A 20,680-nucleotide genomic window follows, 5' to 3' on the forward strand; every position below is an offset into this window, starting at 1 on the left:
TTCTGGTTGATCGCGGAACCGACGACCGCTACGTGATGCCAGCGAAGACCGCGGACGAATCCACGATTCGACTCCTGCTGGCGGACCGCCAGCAGGAGTCGCTGACCGTCTATACCGATGGCTTTCGTGCGTACGAGCCGCTGGAGGACGACGCTGCTTTCGACCGCGAATACGTCGTCCACGGTGACGGTGAGTACGCCGATGGAGACGTCCATGTCAACACCTGCGAGAGCCACGGGTCGCTGCTGCGCCCGTGGCTCTCGCCCCATCGAGGCGTCTCCAAGGACAAGGTCACGCCGTACGTTCGAGCGTTCCAGCTACGCCAGCGTATCTACCGTAAACCAGGGAGAGAAGCACTCGAAGCCATCCTCGAAACCGCACTCTGACCCACCAACAATCACGTACCCAAGAGCGAACTACAAAAAATCTTAGGATATGTACATCAAGCTGCATTATACAACAGCCAAAATGACAACGAGCAGCTATTTAGTCCTGTCTTTTAGATATGAGCGACCGCTTCGTAACGTATGAGCGACACCGACCGCGCCCTCGGTGCGGCGTGGCGCGACGAGTTCCCGTGGCAGTTCCTGACGCGACTCTGTGAGATCGACGACCGCCTCGGCGGCCATCCGGGCGAGCGCCGGGCCGCCGACCTCGTCGCCGCTGGATTGGAGAGCGCCGGGATCGGGCCCACGATCGAACCTTTCGAGATGCAGCGCTGGACGCGCGGGCGCGCAGAACTCGCGGTCAGCATGTCGCCAGCAGGCCACAACGGTTTCGCGGCGGGCGAGCCGATCGATCGCTCCTTCGAGACGTTTGCGCTGCCGTACTCGCCGGCCGGCGACGTTCACGGCGAGCTGGTCGACGTCGGCCATGGAACGCCCGACGAGATCGATGCCGCCGATGTCGGGGGGAAGGTGGCGCTCGCGAGCACCGACTCGCCGGCGGGCGAGCGTCGAGTCCACCGAATGGAGAAGCTCGGACACGCCGCGGCCGCTGGCGCGGCAGCGTTCGTCTTCCACAACCACCGCCCCGGCCAGCTCCCGCCCACCGGGGCGCTCCGGTTCGATCACGAGGCCGCGATCCCCGGAATCGGCGTGAGCCACGAGACCGGCGCGTGGCTCACCGAGTACGCAGACCGCGGGGCGGACACGTCCATCGCTGTGGCGGCGACGACCGAGCAGAGCGAGAGTCAGAACGTTGTCGGTTCTCTGGGCCCCGATACCGACGAGGAGATCGTGCTGCTCGCCCACTACGACGCCCACGATGTCGCGGAGGGCGCGCTCGATAACGGCTGCGGGATCACGGTCGCGGTCGCCGCCGCTCGCATCCTCGCCGATCTCGATCTCGACTGCGGGGTTCGAGTAGCGGGCGTGGGCTGTGAGGAGCTCGGCCTGATGGGCAGCGCGGCGCTCGCCGAGGCCGTCGATCTCGACCGCGTGAAAGCGGTCGTCAACGTCGACGGAGCCGGCCGCCACCGCGACCTCCACGCGATCACCCACACTGCCGACGCGATGGCCGATGCGGCCGAGCGCGTGAGCGATCACACCGCCCAGCCGATCTCGGTGAGCGACCGTCCCCATCCCTACAGCGACCACTGGCCGTTTCTCCACGAGGGTGTGCCGGCGCTCCAGCTCCACAGCCACCGCGCGGGCGAGGCCGGCCGGTGGGAGCGCGGCTGGACCCACACCCGGGCCGACACCCGCGATAAAGCCGATCCCCGCATCCTCCGTGAGCACGCAATGCTCGCCGCGCTCCTCGTCCGCGAACTCACGACGGTCGACCCCGACCGCGTCGACACCGACGCTCTCCGCGAACGCCTCCACGAGGACGGCGCGGAGCCGGGGATGCGCGCGGCGGGCGTCTGGCCCGACAGCTGGGAGTGATCGCCGCTTCCCTCAGCCCCGGAGCTTTCGGTACGAGACCCACCCCGCCGCGAGGGCCGCAGCACCCCCGATCACGAGGGCTACGGGCTGTCCCGAACCACCCCACTCCCAGCCCAGGAACGTGGAGCCGAACAGGGCGATGAGCATCACGGTGATCCCGACGACGGTGCCGATCGTCGACGTATCGCGCTCGAAGACGGACGCCATACGAGAACTGATTGCCCGATCGACAATAAACCCTTGCCGATCTCACACATTCTCGGTGCGTGATCTCGAACCACGGCTGGTGTTCTCGACTGCGACGCCTCTCCCGGGACAGCAGGTGAGTATCGGTCCGAGAGGCGACGTATCCTGCGAACGGCACGACCAGCACACCTTCTCGCGATCTCACTCGCCGATTTCATCCCGTACTGAGCCCGCGACCCGGCCCTCGGTCACGGCCGCGATCCGGCGCTGTTCGAAAACCGATCGCGCGCTCGTCGCGGCCTCGGAATCGACGTGGAAATCGAGACCGGGATACGAAACGTCGGTCAGCACGAGCGGTGCGGCGGGCGCGGGACCAACGCCCTCGGGGCCCGAAAGCGGTGTGGGCGAGAGCACCCGTCCGATTTTCGAGAGCGGGGCTGCGCCCGTCGCCACGTCTCGGACGAGTGCGACGATCCGCCGGACAAGCTGGCGCGAGAAACCGCCCGCACGGAGTTCGATCACGAGAAACTCGCCGTCGGGTTCGATCGCCGGCTCGAGCGTCCGGACGGTCCCGCTGTCGTCGAGTGTGAGGTTGTGCAAATCGTGCTCACCGGCGAGCACCGACAGCGCCTCGCGCGCCCGGTCGACGTCGGCAGCAGGCGCGTGGAGGTGGTAGGTGTAGGTCCGAGCCGTGGCGTCGTGGGTGGCGTGAAACTCCGCTGGAGCCTCGGCCGACGCCCACGCCCGGATCGTCGCCGGGAGTTCGCCGTTCAGCGCCGCGGGGGTGAGCCACTCGGGGCACTCGAACGCCACCGTCTGTGCGACCGCCGACACCCCACGATCGGTTCGGCCCGCGGCGGCGTACGCCGGTGGTTTGTCGGCGGCTGCGTCGAGCACGTCCAACTCGCGAAGCCCATTGAAAACAGCATCCTCGACGGTCGGGACGTCGGGCTGGCGCTGGAAGCCATAGTACGGCTGGCCGTCGTACGCCACTCGGAACGCGCGCAGCCCGCGACCGTCATTGCCCATCAGGCGAGGTCGTCGTACGTCGGCCGCTCGCGCTCGCCGGGGAACCCCTCGACCGGGACCTGGGTCTGCTCGCCCGATTCCATGTCCTTCACCGTGACTTCGCCCTCCGCGAGGTCCTGTTCGCCCACGATCACCACGGTCTCGGCGTTGATGGAATCGGCGTACTCCAGCTGCGCGCCGAAGCTCCGGTCCGCGACGTCGGTCTCGACGACGTGGCCCTGTTCGCGGAGATCGCGAACCACGCGGGCGGCCGTCGGGCGGGTGTCGCCGACCTGGAGGACGTAGTAGTCGGTCGCGATCGTCTCCTCGGGCCAGACGCCCGCGCGCTGACAGAGCAGCGAGAGTGGCGCGAGTCCCGGTGCGACGCCGACCGCGGGCATCGACTGGCCGCCGAACCCTTCGATCAGATCGTCGTACCGGCCGCCACCGAACACTGATCGACTCACCTCACCCGTGGAGTCGAAACACTCGAACACCACTCCCGTATAGTAGTCCAACCCGCGGGCGGTGTCGAGCGAGAGCGTGCAGTACTCGCGCGCGCCGAGGTCATCGGCCGCATCGAGCACGTTCCGAAGGTTCGTGACCGCGCTCTCGACCTGTGCCGAACCGGCGAACGACACGAGATCGTCGAGATCGTCCTCCGAGGTGTCGAGCAGTCCGTCGAACTCCTCGGCCTGACTGTCCGAGAGTCCCGCGTCAGCGAGGAGACGGTAGTACTCGGGGGATTCGAGCTTTTCGCGCTTGTCGACCGCTCGGATCGCGGCCTGGGTGTCGATCTCGCCCTCGAACGATTCGAGCAACCCACCGAGAACGTCACGGTGGCTCACCCGGAAGTCGAAGTCCTCGCTCGTGAGGCCGAGTTCGGTGAGCGCGTCCGCGGCGTACGCGAGCACCTCGGCGTCGGCTGTCGGCTCCGCCGAGCCGAAGACATCGACGTTGGTCTGGTAGAACTCCCGGAATCGGCCCTGCTGCACCTGCTCGTACCGCCAGAACGGCCGAGTCGAGAACCATTTCACGGGCTTTGCGAGCTCCTGCTGTTTGGCGACCACCATCCGCGCGACCGTTGGCGTGAGTTCCGGCGTCATCGCCACGTCGCGGCCGCCCTGGTCGGTGAAGGAGTAGAGCTCCTCTTCGATCTCCGCGCCGCTTTTGTCGACGTACATCTCGGTGCGTTCGAGGGCCGGCGTCCCGACCTCGCGGAACCCATAGCGCGCGGCGGTCTCTTCGAGCGTGTCGATGACCGCTCGCCGCGCGCTCATCTCGCCCGGATAGAAATCACGAAACCCCTTGGTGCGGTCGTACATACTGTCGGTTAGCGGTATTCGTGTATTGACGCTTGCGAAAGACCGAACGGCGGTCGCCACGCTTCGACGGCAAGAACGACAAACAGCTGACCGACAGTATGCCGGCGAGTGGCGAGCCGTGGTTGAAGCCTTCCGGTCCTTCCGATGGCTCGTTTCGGCGTGCTTCTATCGGCGCTTGATGTCGAAGCTCTGCTGGTCGGGTTTGAGCTCCTGGAGGAGCTCGCGCATCTGATCCTCGTCGATTTTGTCGCCGAGCCGGCCGCTGCGCGCGAGCGCGATCACCTGCTGTTCGACCTGCTCGCCGAAGTCGGGTTTGCTCATCTTGACCGAGTTGAGCCGCTTGCGCGCGCCGTCGGTGAGATGCTGGCGGAGCTGGGCCTTCTTCTGAGCCTCGGCCTGTTCCTGCTGGGCCTTCATCGCCTCCTCGCGGTCGCCGCCCTCCCCGCCCTGCTGTTCTTGAAGCTGTTCGAGCTTTTCCTGACGGAGCTCTTCGAGTTCGTCGTCGGATGAGCCGCTCATACGTCATAGTACGGCTACCCGAACAAAAACCCGGCGGACGCCGCAGCACGATTCCCGCTTTCCCGTCGCCCGTTCGGATCGAAATTCACGAACTCACGTGAACTCGTGAATTTCTCACCGATTCAGCGTATGGATCGCCTTCCCCTGGGCGTTCTCGACGGCCTCCATCACGGCCTCGCCGAGCGTCGGATGGGTGTGGATGGTCGCGGCGACGTCTTCGAGGGTGGCCCCCATCTCGATCGCCAATCCAAATTCGGCGATCATCTCGGAGGCCTCGGGCGCGACGATCTGCGCGCCGAGGATGAACCCCGCGTCGTCGTCGGCGACCACGCGAACGAATCCCTCGCTTTCGCCGAGCGTGAGCGCGCGCCCGCTCGCCTGCATCGGCATCTCGCCGACGACCGGCGAGAACCCCGCCTCCTCGGCCTCGCTCTCGGTCATCCCCACGGTCCCGATCTCGGGGTCGGTGAACACCGCGGCGGGCACGGATTGGTAGTCGAGTGCGGCGGGTTCGCCCGCGATCACTTCGGTGGCGACCTCACCCTCTTTCATCCCTTTGTGGGCGAGCATCGGCTCGCCGGCGACGTCGCCGACCGCGAAGACGTGCTCGACGTCGGTTCGCGCGCGGTCGTCGGTGTCGAGGAACCCGCCCTCGCTCGGTTCGAGGCCCACCGCGTCGAGATTCAGCGTGTCGGTCACGGGTTCGCGCCCGACCGCGACGAGGGCCTTCTCCGCGCCGAATTCGGCGATCTCGCCGTCCTCGTTCTCGGTCATGACGGTGATCCCGCTGCCCGATTCCTCCCACTCGCTCGCGGCCTCGCCGAAGTGGAAATCGATCCCGAACTCCTCGGCCCGGCTCTTGACGACGCGCGCGACGTCGTCCTCGTAGGCCGGGAGCGCCGAGTCGAGCATCTCCACGATGGTGACGTCGGTGCCGAGCTTCGCGAAAACAGTAGAGAGTTCCATTCCGATGTAGCCTGCGCCGACGACCACGAGGCTCTCGGGAACCTCATCGAGCGCGAGCGCGTCGCGCGAGGAGATGATGTGTTCGCCGTCGAACTCGAAGTTCGGGACCTCGATCGGGCGCGAGCCGGTGGCGACGATGGCGTGCTCGAACTCGATGGATTCCGAACCCTGGCCCTCGCCGCTGTGGGCGACTCGCACGGTGTTCTCGCCCGCGAACTCCGCGCGCCCCTCGACGAGATTCACGCCGTTGGCCTTGCAGAGCTTCTCGACGCCGCCGGTGAGCTGGTCGACGATCTCGTCCTTCCAGCCCACCATCGCGCTCAGGTCCACGGCAGGGTCGGCGTGGATGCCCATCGCCTCGGCCTCGCTCGCGTCGTGGGCGACGTCGGTCGCCGAGATCAGCGCCTTCGAGGGGATGCAGCCGTGGTTCAGGCAGGTCCCGCCGTAGGCCTCTTTCTCGACCAGCGTAACGTCGAGGTCCAGCTGGCCGGCGCGGATGGCGGCGACGTAGCCGCCAGGCCCCGCGCCGATGATCAGTACGTCCGTTCCGGTTGTCACGTCGCCAACGACCATGCACGGCAAAACTCGCCGCTGCGTGAAAAACCAGGTGGGTTTCGCCGAGCGCTCGCCGATGTCGCTCACGCGCTCTCGATGGTCGCTGTCGCGTTCGTGAGCCGCGACATCGCCGTCTCGCAGCGCTCGATGCGCTTGTGGCGGGCGCATGGGCGCTCACCGGGCTGTGGGCAGCCGAACACGAGTGAACGGCGGAAAAACAGCGAGCGTCGGGCGCTATTCGAGCAGCAGTCGGTTCGGGTGTTCGAGGTACTCCTCGACCTTGTTCGTGAACTGCGCGGCGATCGCGCCGTCGAGAACCCGGTGATCGAACGAGAGCGAGACCGTCATCACGTGCCGGGGAACGACTTCGCCGTCGACGACGCGCGGCTTCTCCTTGATCGCGCCGAGCGCGAGGATCGCGACCTCGGGGTGATTGACGATCGGGGTGGCGTACTCGCCGCCGATCGCGCCGACGTTGGTGATGGTGAACGTCCCGCCCTGCATCTCCTCGCGCGCGATCGAGCGCTCGCGGGCCTTCTCGACCAGCTCGTTCATCTCCGAGGCGAGCCCGAGCAGGGTCTTGTTGCCGGCGTCGTCCACGACGGGAACCATCAGCCCCGCGTCGGTCGCGGTCGCCACGCCGACGTTGTAGTACTTCTTCTGGACGATCTCTTCGCTTTCCTCGTCGAGCATCGCGTTCACCATCGGGAACTCCCGGAGCGCGGCGACGCAGGCCTTCATTACAAATGGCATGTACGACAGCGAGATGCCGCGCTCGGCCGCGACCTCCTTCAGCTCCCCGCGAGTCTCGACCAGTTCCGTGACGTCGACCTCGTCGTGGTGGGTGACGTGGGGTGCGGTGAACTTCGAGGCCTCCATCTGCTGGCCGATGGTCCGGCGCATCCCACGATACGGGATCCGTTCTTCCTGTGCTCCCGCCTCGCCCGCCGCGACCGCGGCCGTGTCGGCCGCCTGGGCCTCCTGCTGGGCCTCGGCGTACGCCTCGACCGCCTCGGGCGCGACGAACGCCTCGCCGTCGCGCTCCTCGTCGGTCGGCACGTCGTCGATGTCGACACCCGCCTCCTCGGCGAGTTGTCGCGTTGCGGGTGCGGCGAGGGTGCGGTCGCGGTTCGCCCCCGACGGCGCGGACGCCTGAGCAGCACTCGCTCCGCTGGCGGCCGCTCCACCGCTTTCGCCGGCTGTGCCTGCTTCACCGGAGACGTCCGAGACGGCCGACGTGACCTCATCTCCGCTCGTTCCGTCATCCCCGCCTGCTCCGCCCGCCCCGCTCGCGCCGCTCTCGGCGGCCGCGCGGACGTCGTGATCGCTTACCCGACCGCCGGGACCCGATCCCTCGACGGTCGTGATGTCGACCCCCTGTTCGCGCGCGAGTCGGCGTGCGCTCGGCGCGGCGAAGACCCGTCCATCGGCGGTTGACATTTCGCCGTCCTGGTCCGTCTCTGCACTCGCCTCGTCCGCCGTCCCGGCGTCGGGACCGGTCTCGGTCGCGGTGTCAGTTCGGGTCTCGGTCGACTCTTCTTGGCTCGTCGTGTCCGTTTCGTCCTCGTCTTCGCCCTCCACGGCGAACGTGATGATGACGTTGCCGACGGGCACCATCTCGCCCTCCTCGGCAAGGATCTCCTTCACGCTGCCGTTCACCGGCGAGGGGACGTCGACTACTGCCTTGTCGGTCTCGACCTCCGCGACCGGCTGGTCCTCCTCCACTGCGTCGCCCGGCTCGACCAGCCACGACACGATCTCGCCCTCGGCGACGCCCTCGCCGACGTCGGGCAGCTTGAACTCGCGCACCATCTAAAACTCCGCAGCCTCCCGGATTCCGTCGGTGATCCGTGCCGCCTCGGGGAGGTAGTAGTCCTCCAGCGCGTACAGCGGGAACGGCGTATCGAAGCCCGTGACGCGCTTGATCGGGGCTTCCTGATACATGAGCGCCTCCTCCTGGATCGTCGAGGTGATCTCGCCGGCGAGCCCCCCTGTCTTGGGGGCCTCGTGGACCACCGCCGCTCTCCCGGTTTTCTTGAACGATTCGAGGATGGTCTCCTCGTCGAGCGGTGAAAGGGTACGAAGGTCGACCACTTCCGCGTCGATCCCCTCCTCGGCGAGGTCCTCGGCGGCCTCGATGGTCGGTCGGGTCATCGCGCCCCACGTGAACACCGACACGTCAGAGCCCTCCCGGCGGACCGCAGCCTCGCCGAGCGGAACAGTATATGAGTCGTCGGGAACCTCCTCACGGAACGCGCGGTAGATGAGCTTGGGTTCGAGGAACATCACGGGGTCGGGATCGCGGATCGCCGACGCGAGCATCCCCTTGGCGTCGTACGGCGTCGACGGGATCGCGACCTTGAGGCCCGGTTCGTGCACGAAGAACGCCTCCTTCGACTCGGAGTGGTGTTCGGGCGCGCGGATCCCGCCGCCGTACGGCGCGCGGATCACCATCGGACAGGTGTAGCGACCGCGAGAGCGGGTCCGGAGCCGGGCGGCGTGGCTCACGATCTGGTCGAATCCCGGGTAGATGAACCCGAGGAACTGGATCTCGGGCACCGGCCGGAGGCCGTACGCCGACATCCCGACCGCCGTCCCGATGATCCCCGATTCGGCGAGCGGCGTGTCGATCACCCGATCGCCGCCGAACTCGTCGTAGAGCCCCTGGGTCGCGCGGAACACCCCTCCATTTTTCCCGACGTCCTCGCCCATCACGAGCACGTCGTCGTCCCGATCCATCTCGCCGTACAGCCCGTCCCGGACGGCCTGCACGAGCGTGAGATCTTGGCTCTCTCCCTCCACGTCCGCCTGTTGTGCTTCACTCATAGTTATCGTTATTCGAGAAGTTCGTCGTCGCCGTGGCTGTCGCGCAGCCGTTCGAGGTAGCGTCGCTGCTCTTCGAGGCGTTTCGGCATGTCCGCGTAGACGTGGGCGAACATTTCCTCGGGCTCGGGCCGGTCGTACGCCTCGGCGGCGTCGATCGCATCGGCCACTTCGTCCTCGATCTCGCTCTCGATCTCGTCGATCCGTTCGTCGTCGAGATGCCCCTCGTTCACGAGGTAGGTTTCGAGCCGGGGAATCGGGTCCTTCGCCTTCCACTCCTCGACTTCCTCGTCGTCGCGGTAGACCGAGGGATCGTCGGCGGTGGTGTGGGCACCGTAGCGGTACTGGACCGCCTCGATCATCGTCGGGCGAAGCTGGTCCTCGTCGGGGTCCTTCGCCTTCTCGATCGCTCGTCGCGTGACCTCATACACCGCGAGCGGGTCCATCCCGTCGACCTGGATGCCCTCGAACCCGTAGGCGTCGGCCTTCTGGGCCAGGGTGGCGCTCGCGGACTGGCGTTCGCGGGGAACCGAGATCGCCCACTGGTTGTTGTTACAGAAGAAGATGTTCGGGGTGTCGAACACCCCAGCGAAGTTCAGGGCTTCGTGGAAGTCGCCCTCGCTCGTCGCGCCGTCGCCGAAGTAACAGAGGAACGCCTTGTTCTCGCCCTTGAGTTTCGAGGCCCACGCCGCACCGGTGGCGTGGGGGAGCTGGGTCGCGATCGGCACCGCGGGCGTGAAGATGTTGGCGTCGTCTTCGCCGTAGCCGACCTCGTGACCCATCCAGTAGAGCAGGGTGCGCTCCAGGGAGAACCCCCGGATCATCGACGCGCCGTGCTCGCGATAGCTCGGGAACAGCCAGTCCTCCTCGGCGAGCGCGTGGGCGCTGCCGACCTGTGCGCCCTCCTGACCCGACAGTGGGGGATAGGTTCCCATTCGACCCTGTCGCTGGAGGGAGACGGCGCGCTGGTCGAAGTGGCGAACCAGGCGCATCTCGCGATACATCCCCACGAGGGTCTCCTCGTCGAGGTCGGGCGGCTCCACGCCCTCGCGTACCTCGCCGTCCTCGTCGAGGATCCCGAAGCGCTCGCCGGGGTCGCGCTGTAGCGTACTCACGGGCAAAGCCACCTCGCTGACATACCAACCGACTCGGACGCCTGGGTTATATCCCTTTTGTAAATGACTTTCCGTGACCGCCAATCTTGCCAGTCACGTCCGGATAGTTGCTGTTCGTCCGATTTTTGGCCGGAAAAACGACGATCGTTGTTCCCGATCGCAACGAGCGCGATCGGGTATCGCCACCCCCGATCGCGACCGATCGTGGGCGTTCTCTTCGGATGCTCACGCCGACCGCGAGGCGGCGCGCGCCGTCGTCCGCGCCTCCTCGACCGACCGCCCTTCTCGAACCACGCTCTCGACGAACAGCTCGCCCGCCTTGTACGACGACCGCACCATCGGGCCGCTGGCACAGTAGAGGAAATCGAGGTCGTCCTCGGCGACCGCGCGCCACGTCTCGAACTTGTCGGGGTGGACGTACGAGCCGACTTCCAGATGGCTCCGCGAGGGCTGGAGATACTGACCCAGCGTCACGACGTCGACGTCTGCCTCCCGAAGATCGGTGAGCGTCTGGTACACCTCGTGATCGTACTCGCCGAGGCCGAGCATGATCGAGGTCTTGGTGTAGATGTCGGACTCGCGTTCGACCTGTTCGAGCACCGAGAGCGACTGTTCGTAGTTCGCCCGGCGGTCCCGGATGGGCCACTGGAGGCGCTCGACGGTCTCGATGTTGTGCGCGATCACGTCGGGTTCCGCGTCGATGATCTGCCGGACACAGTCGGGATCGCCCTGGAAGTCGGGGATCAGGACCTCGACGAGGATCTCGGGGTCGCGCTGCTTGATCGCCTCGATGGTCCGGGCGAAGTGGGCCGCACCCTGATCGTCGAGGTCGTCGCGGTCGACCGACGTGAGAACGACGTAGTCGAGCCCGATCTCCGCCACCGCTTCGGCGACGTTGTCGGGTTCGTCGGGATCGAGCGGCTCCATTCCGCCAGTCTCGACGTCACAGAAGTTACAGCCGCGCGAGCATCGCTCGCCCATCAGCATGAACGTCGCGGTGCCCGGACCGCTGCCCGCACCATCTCCTCCGGACCAGCACTCGCCCATGTTGGGGCAGTTGGCCTCCTCGCAGACGGTGTGAAGGTCGCGCTCGCGGAGCGTGCGCTTGATCTCGGTGAATCGCTCCCCCGAGGGCGGTCGGGTCCTGAGCCAGTCGGGCTTGCGCGCGCGACTCATTGCTTGCACTCGGGACCGCGCCGGCAAAAGCGTGGGGTTCGCCGATGCGCGCGAGATCGATGCGACGATGGCCGCGAGGCGCGCCGATCTTCGACGACTTCGATGCGTCGAGGTCGGGGCAAAATTAATCACCGGTACCGTACACACCTACTCACGACACTATGTTCGACCTCTCGCCCGAGGAGATCACCGAGGGCTCGCTGCCGCGCGCGCTCGTCGTGCTCGCCGCCCCGCTTCTCGTCCAGAACCTCGTTTTGGTCGTTCAGCAGGCGGTCGATCTGTTCTGGCTCGGTCGGCTGAGTTCAGCCGCGGTCGCTGCCGTGGGCCTTGCACTCCCGGTGGTCGGGTTGATCTTCTCACTGGTCATCACCGCCCCGTACGTGGGCACCCAGGTACTCGTCTCTCAGCGGATCGGCGGTGAGGACGTTCCCGCGGCGCGGCGGACCGCCGCTACGGGGCTGGGTCTCGCGCTCGTACTCGGGGTCGGCGGCGGTGCGGTCCTCTGGGCCGTCGCGCGCCCGCTGACCGAACTTCTCACGCTCGCCCAGGGAGGTGCTGGCGGCGAAGTGACACGGCTCGCGACCGTCTATCTCGGGGTGCTCGCGCTCGGGCTTCCTTTCGCCGCCGCGAGCGACGCTGTCGAGGGCGCATTCATCGGGTGGGGCGACTCGCGCGCACCGCTTTTCATCTCGGTTGCCACCGTGGCGGTGAACCTCGCGCTTGATCCCGTCCTGATCTTCGGATGGGGGCCTGCACCCGCCCTCGGGGTCCAGGGCGCGGCGCTCGCCACGATCGCGGGCTACACCGCAGGGTTCGCGCTCGCGCTCGGCCTCGCGCTCGCCGGCCGCAACGGCGGGATCTACTCGCGTGCGGCCGCGACGTTCGACACGGACGAACTCCGCGAACTCTTGGACGTCGGCGCGCCGGTCGCGGGTCAGGGCGCGGTCAGACAGGTCGTTCGGGTGGTGATCGTCGTGGTTGCGTTCGCCGCCGGCGGTGCGGCGGGACTCGCGGCGTACACCGTCGGCGCGCGGATCGCGTCGATCGCGTTCGTTCCGGCCCAAGGGCTCCAGCAGGCCACCCAGAGCGTCGTCGGGCAGAACCTCGGGGCCGAGCTGCCGGACCGCGCGCGGCGTGCGACCTACCTCGGGGTAGCGATCGCGGCCGTCGGTCTCGGCGTGATCGGTGTGATCCAATGGTTCGTGCCGGGCGCGATCGCCACCGCGTTCGCTCCGGAACTCACCGACCGCGCGCTCTCGTTCTCGGTCGAGTATCTCAGAATTCTCGCGTACGGCTACCCCGCGATCGGGGTGGCGTACATCTTCGAGGCGGGCTTCAACGGTGCGCGCCGCACCCGGACGAGCTTCGTCGCGACGATCCTCCAGTTCTGGGCCGTCCGGCTCCCGATCGCTGCCGGGGCTGGCGTGCTGTTGGGCGTCGGTATCGACGCGGTGTTCTGGGCGGTCACGATCTCGAACGTCGCGGCTGCGATCGGGCTCGCGCTTTACTACCGCTACGAGACGTCGAGCGGGATGCTCCAGCGCGCGACCGAACGCGCCACCGCCGCGGACTGAATGCCGGGCGATCACTGATTACGCCGGGCGGCGAACGTTCGCTCATGAGCGCGCCGGCAGCGTCCACGGGACGACTCCGACGGGGGTGGAACTACTATCGACGGTATACCAAGCACCGAACGGGAATCCATGCGGCAGCGACGGCCGCCCTCACCGTGTTTGGCCTCCTCGCGTACTTCGAGCGTGGGTTCGTTTTCGTCGCGATCGCGGCGTACCTCCTGCCGCCGATCTACCTCTTCCTCACTGGCGACGACCTCGCTGGCGACGAACGAACGGAGGCCCGCGCTGATCGGGACACACGGAACAGCGCCGTCGAGGACGCCGACGCGGATGCGGACGGCACCGACGGCGACGCCGACACTGATTCGGATGGCAGGGATACCGACACCGACTCGGACGGCACGGACGCGGATACTGACACCGACGGTATCGATACCGATTCGGATTCGGACGGGTAGTCACCTCTCGCCCTGAACGGCTCTTCTGACTACCTGTGGGTGTTCCCAGCTGCGTCACCGAGACGGATCGAGCGCCTGAGCGACGGGTAAGGAAACGCCTTTGACCGCTCCACTCACATCGTCGAGGTACGTGATTACCGCCGTCTCGCTCCGCTCACGACGTGTTCGTCGCACTCGCTTCCGATGAACGCCGTTGCTTCACTTCGTCCGCAACGAGCTCACGACGATCGCCTCCGGAGGCGATCGCCGTGAACGTCGCCGAGGCCGTCCCCGCGTTCGCCGACGCGTTCGCCTTCGAGTCGTTCAACCGGATGCAGCGCGAGGCGCTCCCGGCGATCCTGGAGGGCGACGAGAACGTGGTCGCGAGCGCGCCCACGGCATCGGGGAAGACCGCGCTCGCCGAACTCGCCATCTGCAAGTGTCTCGACGCGGGTGGCACAGCCCTCTTCATCGCGCCGCTGCGCGCGCTCACCAACGAGAAGGAGTCCGAGTGGGAGCGCTTCGAGGACCTCGGCTACTCGGTGTACGTCGTCACCGGCGAGCGCGATCTCAACCCTCGCCGAGCGGAGCGCGCGGACATCCTCGTGATGACTCCCGAGAAAGTCGACTCGGCCACCCGGAAACACGACTCCCCCAGATACGGGTTCATCACCGACGTCGCGTGCTGTGTGATCGACGAGGTCCACCTGCTCGACTCCGAGCGCCGGGGGAGCGTGCTCGAAGTCACGATCTCGCGGCTCCGACGCCTCTGCGACCCCCGGATCGTCGCGCTCTCGGCCACGATGCCAAACGTCGACGAGGTCGCCGATTGGCTCGACGCGCCCCCCGAGTCGACGTTCGATTTCGACGAGGAGTATCGCCCCGTCGAACTCGAAGCCGACGTTCGAACGTACACCCACGGCGAGAACGCCTTCGCCGACAAGTACCGCCGGCTGTACCGCGCGCTCGATCTCGCCGAGGAGCACATCCGCGACGACGGCCAGGCCCTCGTCTTCGTCGCCTCCCGGCAGGATACCGTCCGTGCGGCCGAGAAGGCCCGGGACGAACTTGCCTCGCGAGACATCCCGATCGGCGCACGCGGCGACTACGATTTCCACACCGAGACCCAAGTTTTGGAGAACCAGACGCTCCGGAACTCGGCGCTCGACGGCGTTGCCTTCCACCACGCCGGCCTCTCGAAATCCGACAAGGATCACGTCGAGGAGTGGTTCCGGCAGGGAAAGATCCAACTCCTCTTCTCGACCTCGACGCTCGCATGGGGCGTCAACCTCCCCGCCCGGTGTGTCGTGATTCGGGACACGAAGTATCACGACCCGTTGGAGGGCGAGGTCGATATGAGTCCGCTCGACGTGCTCCAGATGCTCGGGCGCGCGGGCCGGCCCGGCTACGACGACGCGGGCTACGCCCACGTGGTCTGTGACGGGAGCGACGCCGAGAAGTATCGTCGTCTGCTCCGCGACGGGAAGGAGATCGAATCCCATCTCACCGCGGACCTCGACACCCATCTCAACGCCGAAATCGCGATGGGCACGATCGGCGACGTCGGCGACGTGATGGACTGGCTCGAAACCACGTTCGGGTTCGTTCGTGCGCGGAGCAGTTCGAACCCCGACGCGGTCGAGGAGCTTCGCGAACAGGTCCGCGAGACCCTTACCGAACTCCAAGAGCGTGGATTCGTCGCAACCGACGACCTCCGAGTGTCGGCCACCCCGCTCGGAACGCTCGCCTCCGCGTACTACCTTCGACTCCCGACCGCGAGCCGGTTCGGGGATCTCACGGGGACCGATCCCGACACCGACGAAATTCTCGCGACCGTCGCCGCCAGCGCGGAGTTCGACAGCGTGAACGCGCGCCAGGCCGAGCGCGACGCCATCGACGATGTGCTCGGCTCTCGGGGAAAGGATCTCGACTCGGGCACCCGGAAGGTGCTCGCGATCCTCGACGCCAGCACGCATGGTTCGACCCCCACCGAACTCCAGAGCGATGCGTGGGTCATCCGGCAGAACGCGCTCCGGCTGCTCGCGGCGCTTCGGGCGTTCCTCGATCGGTTCGGTGGGCCACGCGAGGCGAACCGCGCGAGTCGGGTGGCCGCGCGCGTCGAGAACGGCGTGAGCGAGGACGCCGCCGCACTCACCGCGATCGACGGCGTCGGGCCGGGTCGGGCGAGCAAACTCGCTGGCGAGGGTATCGAGACGCCCGCCGCCCTCGTCGCCGCTGGCACTGCGGGGCTCGTCGACGCCGGACTGAGCGAGGGCGTCGCCGAGCGCGTCATCGAGAGCGCACGCGAGTTGCCCCGTATCGACATCGAGTGGGATGAGTTCCCCGAGCGGATCGCTCGCGGCGAGAACGACCCTCGCGAAGTCACGGTCACGAACCACGCTGGTGGCGCGCGCGCCGGCATCCGTGTCACGGTGAACGACGTCGAGATGACCGCGACCGACGCCTATCTCGGCAACGAGACGGTGCCCGTTCCGGTGTTCGGTGGCGACCCCGATACGCTCACCTTCGCCGTCGAGGTGATCTTCCCCGAACTCCCACTTGAGCCGGTCACCGAAACCAGAACTGTGTGGGTCGATTGATCCGTCAGCGCCGGCCGTGACCGCTCGTGGTGTGATTCTCTCGATCACGCACACATCAACAGCGGCGGTGCCCAACCGATCCGAATAGCGGGTGATCGAGCCGTACGTGGCTGCTGTGCGGTCGTCTGCGGTGGCGCGCGGAGAGCGCGCTGCGGTGGGGAAGCGCGCTCGCGCGCGAGGGATGAACGAAGCGAGCGGAGCGAGTGAAGTGAATCGGCTGGGGAGGAACGTGGTGTGGTACGGTTTGCGGGGCGGTGGCGGTATCTCATTCGTGTCGGCATTCGCAGTCGGCGGATCGAACAGAACCACTCAGTCGTCGATGACGGTATAGAAAGCATACATCGTGAGGAAGATGGCGGTCATGCCCAGTATCGCACCGACGCCGGCAGTGGGGCTTCCGGTGAGAAGGAATCCAACAACCAGCACGAACAGCACCAGCCCAACGAGCACGCCGAGATGTCTGAGGGCCGATCTCGTACCCTCGTGTCTTTCATTCATTGTACTTCCACAGCAGCCGTCAAAAATAACCACTGTGTCGGTTCGCTGTAAAAACCGATATCTCTCCCCGGACTCACTGCGCGAGCAGCGTTGCTCTGAGCTCTTGGGGGCCGTCGACCACCGTATCCGCCGCCGCGAGGTCGAGCTCCTTCGCGTCCGCACCGCGATAGCCGATGCAGGTCATCTCGGCCGCCGTGGCCGACGCCACGCCGTGTGTCGAGTCCTCGACCGCGACGCACTTCGTGGGATCGACACCGATCTCGTCGGCTGCGTGACGGTAGACGTGGGGTTCGGGCTTGCCAGGCCCGTCGACCTCCTCTGCCGAAACGGTCGCGTCGAACTCCTGCAGATCGAACCGCTCACACACCAGATTGATCCATTCGGGCGGCGAGGAGGAGACGATCGCGAGGCGCGCCCCGCGATCCCGGAGTGTGCCACAGAGGTCGCGAAAGCCGTCCATGAGCACGGCGCGCTCGGTGTACACCTCGTGGGCGGCCTCCTCGTAGATCCCGAGGAACTCCTCGCGACCGACGGTCACGCCGTACTCGTCGTCGAGGTAGTCGTAGACCTCGCGGTAGTTCATCCCGGTGATCTCGCTGGCCTGGAGGTCGGGGACGCCCGCCGCTGGGAAGATCCGCTCCTCCTCGATGTCGGCCCAGTAGCGCTCGGAATCGACGATCACCCCGTCCATATCGAACAGTACTGCGTCCATGAGCGCGCTACTCGCAGCCCCGGCAAAGCGCTTCCCGTTCGATCCCACCGGCGAAGGTTTACGACCGAAGCCGGGGCCACCCCGGGCCATGTCCGACGGCATCCGGGTGTTCGCCGGCGACTGCACGATCACTACCGAGGGCGACCGAGCCCGCGAGCAGCGCGGCGATGTCGTGGTGGTGATCAAACCCGACGACACGGTGTTGGTCCACGACCGCGACGGCTTTCGACCTGTTGCGTGGCTCACCCGCCCCGAGACGCTCGCCTACGACGGGACGAGTACCGACGACTTTTCGCTCACTGCCATCGACGGCGATTCGCGTCTCCGGGTCGTCACCAACGATCGATACGGACTCGCGCGCTACCCAGTCTCCGCCGCCGGCGCGCCGGCCGGGAGGTGTCCTGACTGCAACGGCGCGCTCGTCCGCGCGGACGGCGCGGTGACGTGTCTCGACTGCGAGGCACAGTACGGCCTGCCGGCGGGTGCGGACGTGCTCGACGCCCCCTGCGAGGCGTGTGGCCTCCCGACGATGCGCGCCGAGCGCGGGCGCGCGTTCACGCTCTGTATCGACCGCGAGTGCGAGTCACTTGACGACGCAGTGAAAGCCACGTTCGACCGTGCGTGGGACTGTTCCGACTGTGGCGGCGATCTCCGGGTGATCCGCGAGGGCCACCTCCTCGCAGGCTGCGACAACTACCCCGACTGTGAGACCGCCTTTTCCTTCCCGACCGGCGTGGTCGACGGCGAGTGTGACTGTGGACTGCCCGAATTCGCGACACCCAGCGGGAACCGGTGTCTCGACGCGACCTGCGAGCACGCCGCCTGAGTTCGGTCTGGCCCTACTGACGCGCCCGGACCGGCGGACCACAGCCCCTATGTCGACCAACGATCCGATACAGGGTATGGAGGGACGGCTCGACGGCGATGTCGTTCGTGTCGGTGGCGACGCTCGCCAGCGGTACTACGATTCTAGTGGATACGGTCGGCCCACAGGCGAGGGAGTCGCGCTCGCACCGGTCGAGGCCGCCCACCTGCTCTTTCGCGGCGATCTCGACGCGGTCGACGGGATGGGATTTCGGAAATTCCTCAGCGTCGAAGACCGCCTCGTCGTCCGATTCCTGGTCTACAAGGACTTCCGCGAGCGCGGGTTCTACCTCTCTCCTGTGCGTGAAGGCTGGATCGACGCCGACGACCTCGCGCACGACGACTCCACCGCCGCCGACCACGACCGCAGTACGGACGGCCCGCGCGCCGATCTCGTCGTCTATCCGCAGGGCAAGGGGCCGTGGGACGACGAGATTGCCTACCGGGTCCGGATCGTCGGCGAGCGCGAATCGATCCGGACGTCGAGTCTCGGGCGGTGCGTCCTCGCGGTCGTCGACGAGGAGAGCGAGATCACCTACCTCGACACCACCCGTCCCGCCATCGACGGATCGACGACGGACGACCTGCCGACGAACGTTGCGGGCGATCTCCTCGCCGATCGCGCGATCCTCTGGAACCCACCCGACGAACTGTACGAGGCGGCCTTTTACGGTCAGCGCCTCGCCGGCCGCGGGGCCGAGGGCGGTCCGCTCCAGCTCTCCCTGGTCGAGACCGCCTTCCTCCTCGGCGAGGGCACGATCGACCTCGGGGTCGACCTCGCCGCGGTCGTCGAACGCGGCCGGCGGGTCGAGGGCGAGCGTTTCGACCGCCGGCTCGCGGTGTACACGGCGCTCCGCGAGGCAGGCCTCGTCCCGAAGACTGGCTTCAAGTTCGGGGCTGATTTCCGGACCTACGCCGACGTCGAGAGCGTCGATTCCCTCGGCCACTCCGAGCGACTCGTCCGGGCGCTGCCCGCGGACCACGCGTTCGCGCCGCGTGAGCTCTCGCTCGACGTTCGGCTCGCCGGCGGGGTTCACAAACGCATGACGTTCGCACTGACGACCCCAACCGGCGAGATCGACTGGCTCGCCGTCGAGCGGCTCACGCCCTGATGGGTCAGAGTTTCGGAACGTACACTAGCGGAGCGTGGTGCCACGCCCACCGCACGTCGGGTCGGTCGGCGACTGTGAACGCGCTTCGTGGCCACGTCCCGAGCGTCTCGTAGATCCGTTCGCGGGAGAGCACGCTGTCGCCGTCGAGCAGCGCGCCGAATCGCTCGGTGTACTGGTCGGGATCGAACACGAACGGGTGGTCGGCGTTGTCGTGCGGGTCGTCGGCGGCGACGAGACAGAACTCGCGGGCGGCGCGGTTCATGTAGTTGCACACGAGCGCGCCGCCCGGTGCGACCGCCGCATAGAGGTTCTCCAGTGCTTGCTCCACATCCCGCACGTACTGGAGCGTGAAGTACGCAAACACGACACCGAACTCACGGTCGGGAGTGAATTCCGGGAGCGTCGTCTGTTCGAACCGGACGTTCTCGACCCCCTCTCGTGCGGCGCGGTCGCGGTTCCGTTCGACGACCGGCGCGGCCGTGTCGTAGCCGACCACCGGCTCCGCGAGGCGATCGGCCACCGCGAACGTCGTGACACCGGCTCCACAGCCCACGTCGGCGACGCCTGGCGGCGCGTCGAACCGCTCGACGAATTCGGGCAGTACCTCGGCCGCGTGGTGGGCGCTCGGGCTCGCCTCCTCACGTTTCTCCTCGTCGGCGTCGGTCCAGTATGCGTCCCAGTCGAAACTCGCTTCGGCGGCTTCGCCGCTCATTCGTCCGCCCCGACGAACCGTTCGACATCGGCGCGACGGCCGGTCCCGTCCGCTTCGAGCCACTCCGGTACTGCCTCGACCCACTGGAACTCACAATCCGCTTCGTCGAACCCGTCTGTCACCGTATCGTCGGCGATGGAGCCTTCGAGGACGGCGTGATGGGTTCGTGACTGTCTCTCGCCGCCGACGACGTGTTCCACCTCGCAGACCGCTCGCACGTCGTCGAGCGTCGTGTCAGCGCCCGTCATCTCCTCGATCAGCCATCGACCGACTGTCGCCCAGTCGCCCTCCGGCTCGACCGTCTCGTTCGGCAGGACCGCGAACTCGTCTTCGGGGTTGACGACGAGGAGCAACCGTCCATCAGTGTCCGTGACCCCGACGACGACCCGCCCCGCGGCGTCGGTTTCACAGTGCTCTACGTCGTCGCGTTCGTACGTCCGCCGCTCGGACGCCACCCCACTTCGTTCGGCCACCGCTGCCGGGTTCGTTACCGTCAACCTGTCGCCTCGCTCTCCGTCCACCGTGTCGGATGTGTGTCCTGTCATGGTGTAGCAGTTGCTACTCGCCGCTCGATGCGACACCGCTAAACCGACGCCACCGTGGCTCTCCGGT

General features: G+C 67.1%; 20 protein-coding genes. 7 read left to right on the top strand and 13 right to left on the bottom strand.

All coding sequences use genetic code 11. The annotated features are described in order from the left end of the window. Both PHA81_RS06415 and PHA81_RS06420 read left to right on the top strand, forming a co-directional pair. Positions 1–386: transposase (locus tag PHA81_RS06415; RefSeq protein ID WP_273835893.1), on the top strand; the 386-nt coding region annotated here is incomplete at its 5' end. Positions 387–527: 141 nt separating this feature from the next. Continuing rightward, the gene (locus tag PHA81_RS06420) at positions 528–1,886 is read left to right on the top strand and encodes a M28 family metallopeptidase (RefSeq protein WP_005043483.1); all 1,359 of its coding nucleotides are present in this window, start codon (positions 528–530) and stop codon (positions 1,884–1,886) included. Positions 1,887–1,898: 12 nt separating this feature from the next. Here the strand turns inward: PHA81_RS06420 and PHA81_RS06425 are convergent, their stop codons facing one another. From PHA81_RS06425 to lipA, 9 genes are all read right to left on the bottom strand, one after another. Further along, the gene (locus PHA81_RS06425) at positions 1,899–2,093 is read right to left on the bottom strand and encodes a hypothetical protein (protein ID WP_005043482.1); all 195 of its coding nucleotides are present in this window, start codon (positions 2,091–2,093) and stop codon (positions 1,899–1,901) included. A 180-nt stretch (positions 2,094–2,273) separates the two neighbouring features. Continuing rightward, positions 2,274–3,101, bottom strand: a complete 828-nt coding sequence (gene truA, locus PHA81_RS06430) for a tRNA pseudouridine(38-40) synthase TruA (protein ID WP_005044877.1) — start codon at positions 3,099–3,101, stop codon at positions 2,274–2,276. Further along, complete coding sequence (gene hisS, locus PHA81_RS06435) at positions 3,101–4,405, bottom strand: histidine--tRNA ligase (RefSeq protein ID WP_005044879.1); 1,305 nt, start codon at positions 4,403–4,405, stop codon at positions 3,101–3,103. Before hisS ends, truA begins: the two co-directional genes overlap by 1 nt. Before the next feature lie 165 nt (positions 4,406–4,570). Further along, positions 4,571–4,924: a DNA-binding protein gene (locus tag PHA81_RS06440; RefSeq protein ID WP_005044880.1), complete on the bottom strand. Its 354-nt coding sequence runs from the start codon at positions 4,922–4,924 to the stop codon at positions 4,571–4,573. Positions 4,925–5,038: 114 nt separating this feature from the next. After that, positions 5,039–6,463: a dihydrolipoyl dehydrogenase gene (lpdA, locus tag PHA81_RS06445; protein WP_273836211.1), complete on the bottom strand. Its 1,425-nt coding sequence runs from the start codon at positions 6,461–6,463 to the stop codon at positions 5,039–5,041. 216 nt (positions 6,464–6,679) lie between these two features. Next, positions 6,680–8,257, bottom strand: a complete 1,578-nt coding sequence (locus tag PHA81_RS06450) for a dihydrolipoamide acetyltransferase family protein (RefSeq protein WP_005044885.1) — start codon at positions 8,255–8,257, stop codon at positions 6,680–6,682. Continuing rightward, complete coding sequence (locus PHA81_RS06455; RefSeq protein WP_005044887.1) at positions 8,258–9,271, bottom strand: alpha-ketoacid dehydrogenase subunit beta; 1,014 nt, start codon at positions 9,269–9,271, stop codon at positions 8,258–8,260. A gap of 8 nt (positions 9,272–9,279) precedes the next feature. Then, positions 9,280–10,383, bottom strand: coding sequence for a pyruvate dehydrogenase (acetyl-transferring) E1 component subunit alpha (pdhA, locus tag PHA81_RS06460; protein ID WP_005044889.1), 1,104 nt, complete (start codon positions 10,381–10,383; stop codon positions 9,280–9,282). A 225-nt stretch (positions 10,384–10,608) separates the two neighbouring features. Then, on the bottom strand, positions 10,609–11,568 hold the full coding sequence (gene lipA, locus PHA81_RS06465; RefSeq protein WP_273835911.1) for a lipoyl synthase: 960 nt from the start codon (positions 11,566–11,568) through the stop codon (positions 10,609–10,611). Between the two features lie 152 nt (positions 11,569–11,720). Between lipA and PHA81_RS06470 the strand changes: the two genes are divergently transcribed. From PHA81_RS06470 to PHA81_RS06480, 3 genes are all read left to right on the top strand, one after another. Next, positions 11,721–13,133 (top strand): MATE family efflux transporter, encoded by a 1,413-nt coding sequence (locus PHA81_RS06470; protein WP_273835912.1) that lies wholly within the window; start codon positions 11,721–11,723, stop codon positions 13,131–13,133. Positions 13,134–13,177: 44 nt separating this feature from the next. Then, positions 13,178–13,591, top strand: coding sequence for a hypothetical protein (locus PHA81_RS06475; protein ID WP_005044895.1), 414 nt, complete (start codon positions 13,178–13,180; stop codon positions 13,589–13,591). A 248-nt stretch (positions 13,592–13,839) separates the two neighbouring features. Beyond that, on the top strand, positions 13,840–16,170 hold the full coding sequence (locus PHA81_RS06480) for a DEAD/DEAH box helicase (protein ID WP_005044897.1): 2,331 nt from the start codon (positions 13,840–13,842) through the stop codon (positions 16,168–16,170). Positions 16,171–16,479: 309 nt separating this feature from the next. Here the strand turns inward: PHA81_RS06480 and PHA81_RS06485 are convergent, their stop codons facing one another. Both PHA81_RS06485 and PHA81_RS06490 read right to left on the bottom strand, forming a co-directional pair. Beyond that, the gene (locus PHA81_RS06485; protein ID WP_005044900.1) at positions 16,480–16,668 is read right to left on the bottom strand and encodes a hypothetical protein; all 189 of its coding nucleotides are present in this window, start codon (positions 16,666–16,668) and stop codon (positions 16,480–16,482) included. Between the two features lie 73 nt (positions 16,669–16,741). Beyond that, entirely contained in the window at positions 16,742–17,380 is a 639-nt protein-coding gene (locus PHA81_RS06490) for an HAD family phosphatase (protein WP_005044901.1), read from the bottom strand. An 88-nt stretch (positions 17,381–17,468) separates the two neighbouring features. Here PHA81_RS06490 and PHA81_RS06495 point away from each other — a divergent pair, with 88 nt between their 5' ends. Further along, positions 17,469–18,206: an endonuclease NucS domain-containing protein gene (locus PHA81_RS06495; RefSeq protein WP_005044902.1), complete on the top strand. Its 738-nt coding sequence runs from the start codon at positions 17,469–17,471 to the stop codon at positions 18,204–18,206. A 76-nt stretch (positions 18,207–18,282) separates the two neighbouring features. After that, entirely contained in the window at positions 18,283–19,356 is a 1,074-nt protein-coding gene (gene endA, locus PHA81_RS06500) for a tRNA-intron lyase (RefSeq protein ID WP_005044904.1), read from the top strand. Between the two features lie 4 nt (positions 19,357–19,360). On the opposite strand, the gene PHA81_RS06505 is transcribed toward endA, so the two are convergent. Both PHA81_RS06505 and PHA81_RS06510 read right to left on the bottom strand, forming a co-directional pair. Continuing rightward, positions 19,361–20,068, bottom strand: coding sequence for a class I SAM-dependent methyltransferase (locus PHA81_RS06505; protein ID WP_005044906.1), 708 nt, complete (start codon positions 20,066–20,068; stop codon positions 19,361–19,363). After that, positions 20,065–20,613, bottom strand: coding sequence for a hypothetical protein (locus tag PHA81_RS06510; protein ID WP_273835920.1), 549 nt, complete (start codon positions 20,611–20,613; stop codon positions 20,065–20,067). The genes PHA81_RS06505 and PHA81_RS06510 overlap by 4 nt, the downstream gene beginning before the upstream one ends. Positions 20,614–20,680: the final 67 nt, after the last annotated feature.

Origin of the sequence: Halococcus sp. PRR34 (genome assembly GCF_028617175.1) — an archaeon.
Classification (GTDB): Archaea; Halobacteriota; Halobacteria; order Halobacteriales; family Halococcaceae; genus Halococcus; species Halococcus salifodinae.

Excerpts from the sequence above, each read along its gene's own strand:
- PHA81_RS06420 (WP_005043483.1), top strand. The coding sequence starts at position 528 with ATGAGCGACACCGACCGCGCCCTCGGTGCGGCGTGGCGCGACGAGTTC.
- PHA81_RS06425 (WP_005043482.1), bottom strand. The coding sequence starts at position 2,093 with ATGGCGTCCGTCTTCGAGCGCGATACGTCGACGATCGGCACCGTCGTC.
- truA (WP_005044877.1), bottom strand. The coding sequence starts at position 3,101 with ATGGGCAATGACGGTCGCGGGCTGCGCGCGTTCCGAGTGGCGTACGAC.
- hisS (WP_005044879.1), bottom strand. The coding sequence starts at position 4,405 with ATGTACGACCGCACCAAGGGGTTTCGTGATTTCTATCCGGGCGAGATG.
- PHA81_RS06440 (WP_005044880.1), bottom strand. The coding sequence starts at position 4,924 with ATGAGCGGCTCATCCGACGACGAACTCGAAGAGCTCCGTCAGGAAAAG.
- lpdA (WP_273836211.1), bottom strand. The coding sequence starts at position 6,463 with ATGGTCGTTGGCGACGTGACAACCGGAACGGACGTACTGATCATCGGC.
- PHA81_RS06450 (WP_005044885.1), bottom strand. The coding sequence starts at position 8,257 with ATGGTGCGCGAGTTCAAGCTGCCCGACGTCGGCGAGGGCGTCGCCGAG.
- PHA81_RS06455 (WP_005044887.1), bottom strand. The coding sequence starts at position 9,271 with ATGAGTGAAGCACAACAGGCGGACGTGGAGGGAGAGAGCCAAGATCTC.
- PHA81_RS06470 (WP_273835912.1), top strand. The coding sequence starts at position 11,721 with ATGTTCGACCTCTCGCCCGAGGAGATCACCGAGGGCTCGCTGCCGCGC.
- PHA81_RS06475 (WP_005044895.1), top strand. The coding sequence starts at position 13,178 with ATGAGCGCGCCGGCAGCGTCCACGGGACGACTCCGACGGGGGTGGAAC.
- PHA81_RS06485 (WP_005044900.1), bottom strand. The coding sequence starts at position 16,668 with ATGAATGAAAGACACGAGGGTACGAGATCGGCCCTCAGACATCTCGGC.
- PHA81_RS06490 (WP_005044901.1), bottom strand. The coding sequence starts at position 17,380 with ATGGACGCAGTACTGTTCGATATGGACGGGGTGATCGTCGATTCCGAG.
- PHA81_RS06495 (WP_005044902.1), top strand. The coding sequence starts at position 17,469 with ATGTCCGACGGCATCCGGGTGTTCGCCGGCGACTGCACGATCACTACC.
- endA (WP_005044904.1), top strand. The coding sequence starts at position 18,283 with ATGGAGGGACGGCTCGACGGCGATGTCGTTCGTGTCGGTGGCGACGCT.
- PHA81_RS06505 (WP_005044906.1), bottom strand. The coding sequence starts at position 20,068 with ATGAGCGGCGAAGCCGCCGAAGCGAGTTTCGACTGGGACGCATACTGG.
- PHA81_RS06510 (WP_273835920.1), bottom strand. The coding sequence starts at position 20,613 with ATGACAGGACACACATCCGACACGGTGGACGGAGAGCGAGGCGACAGG.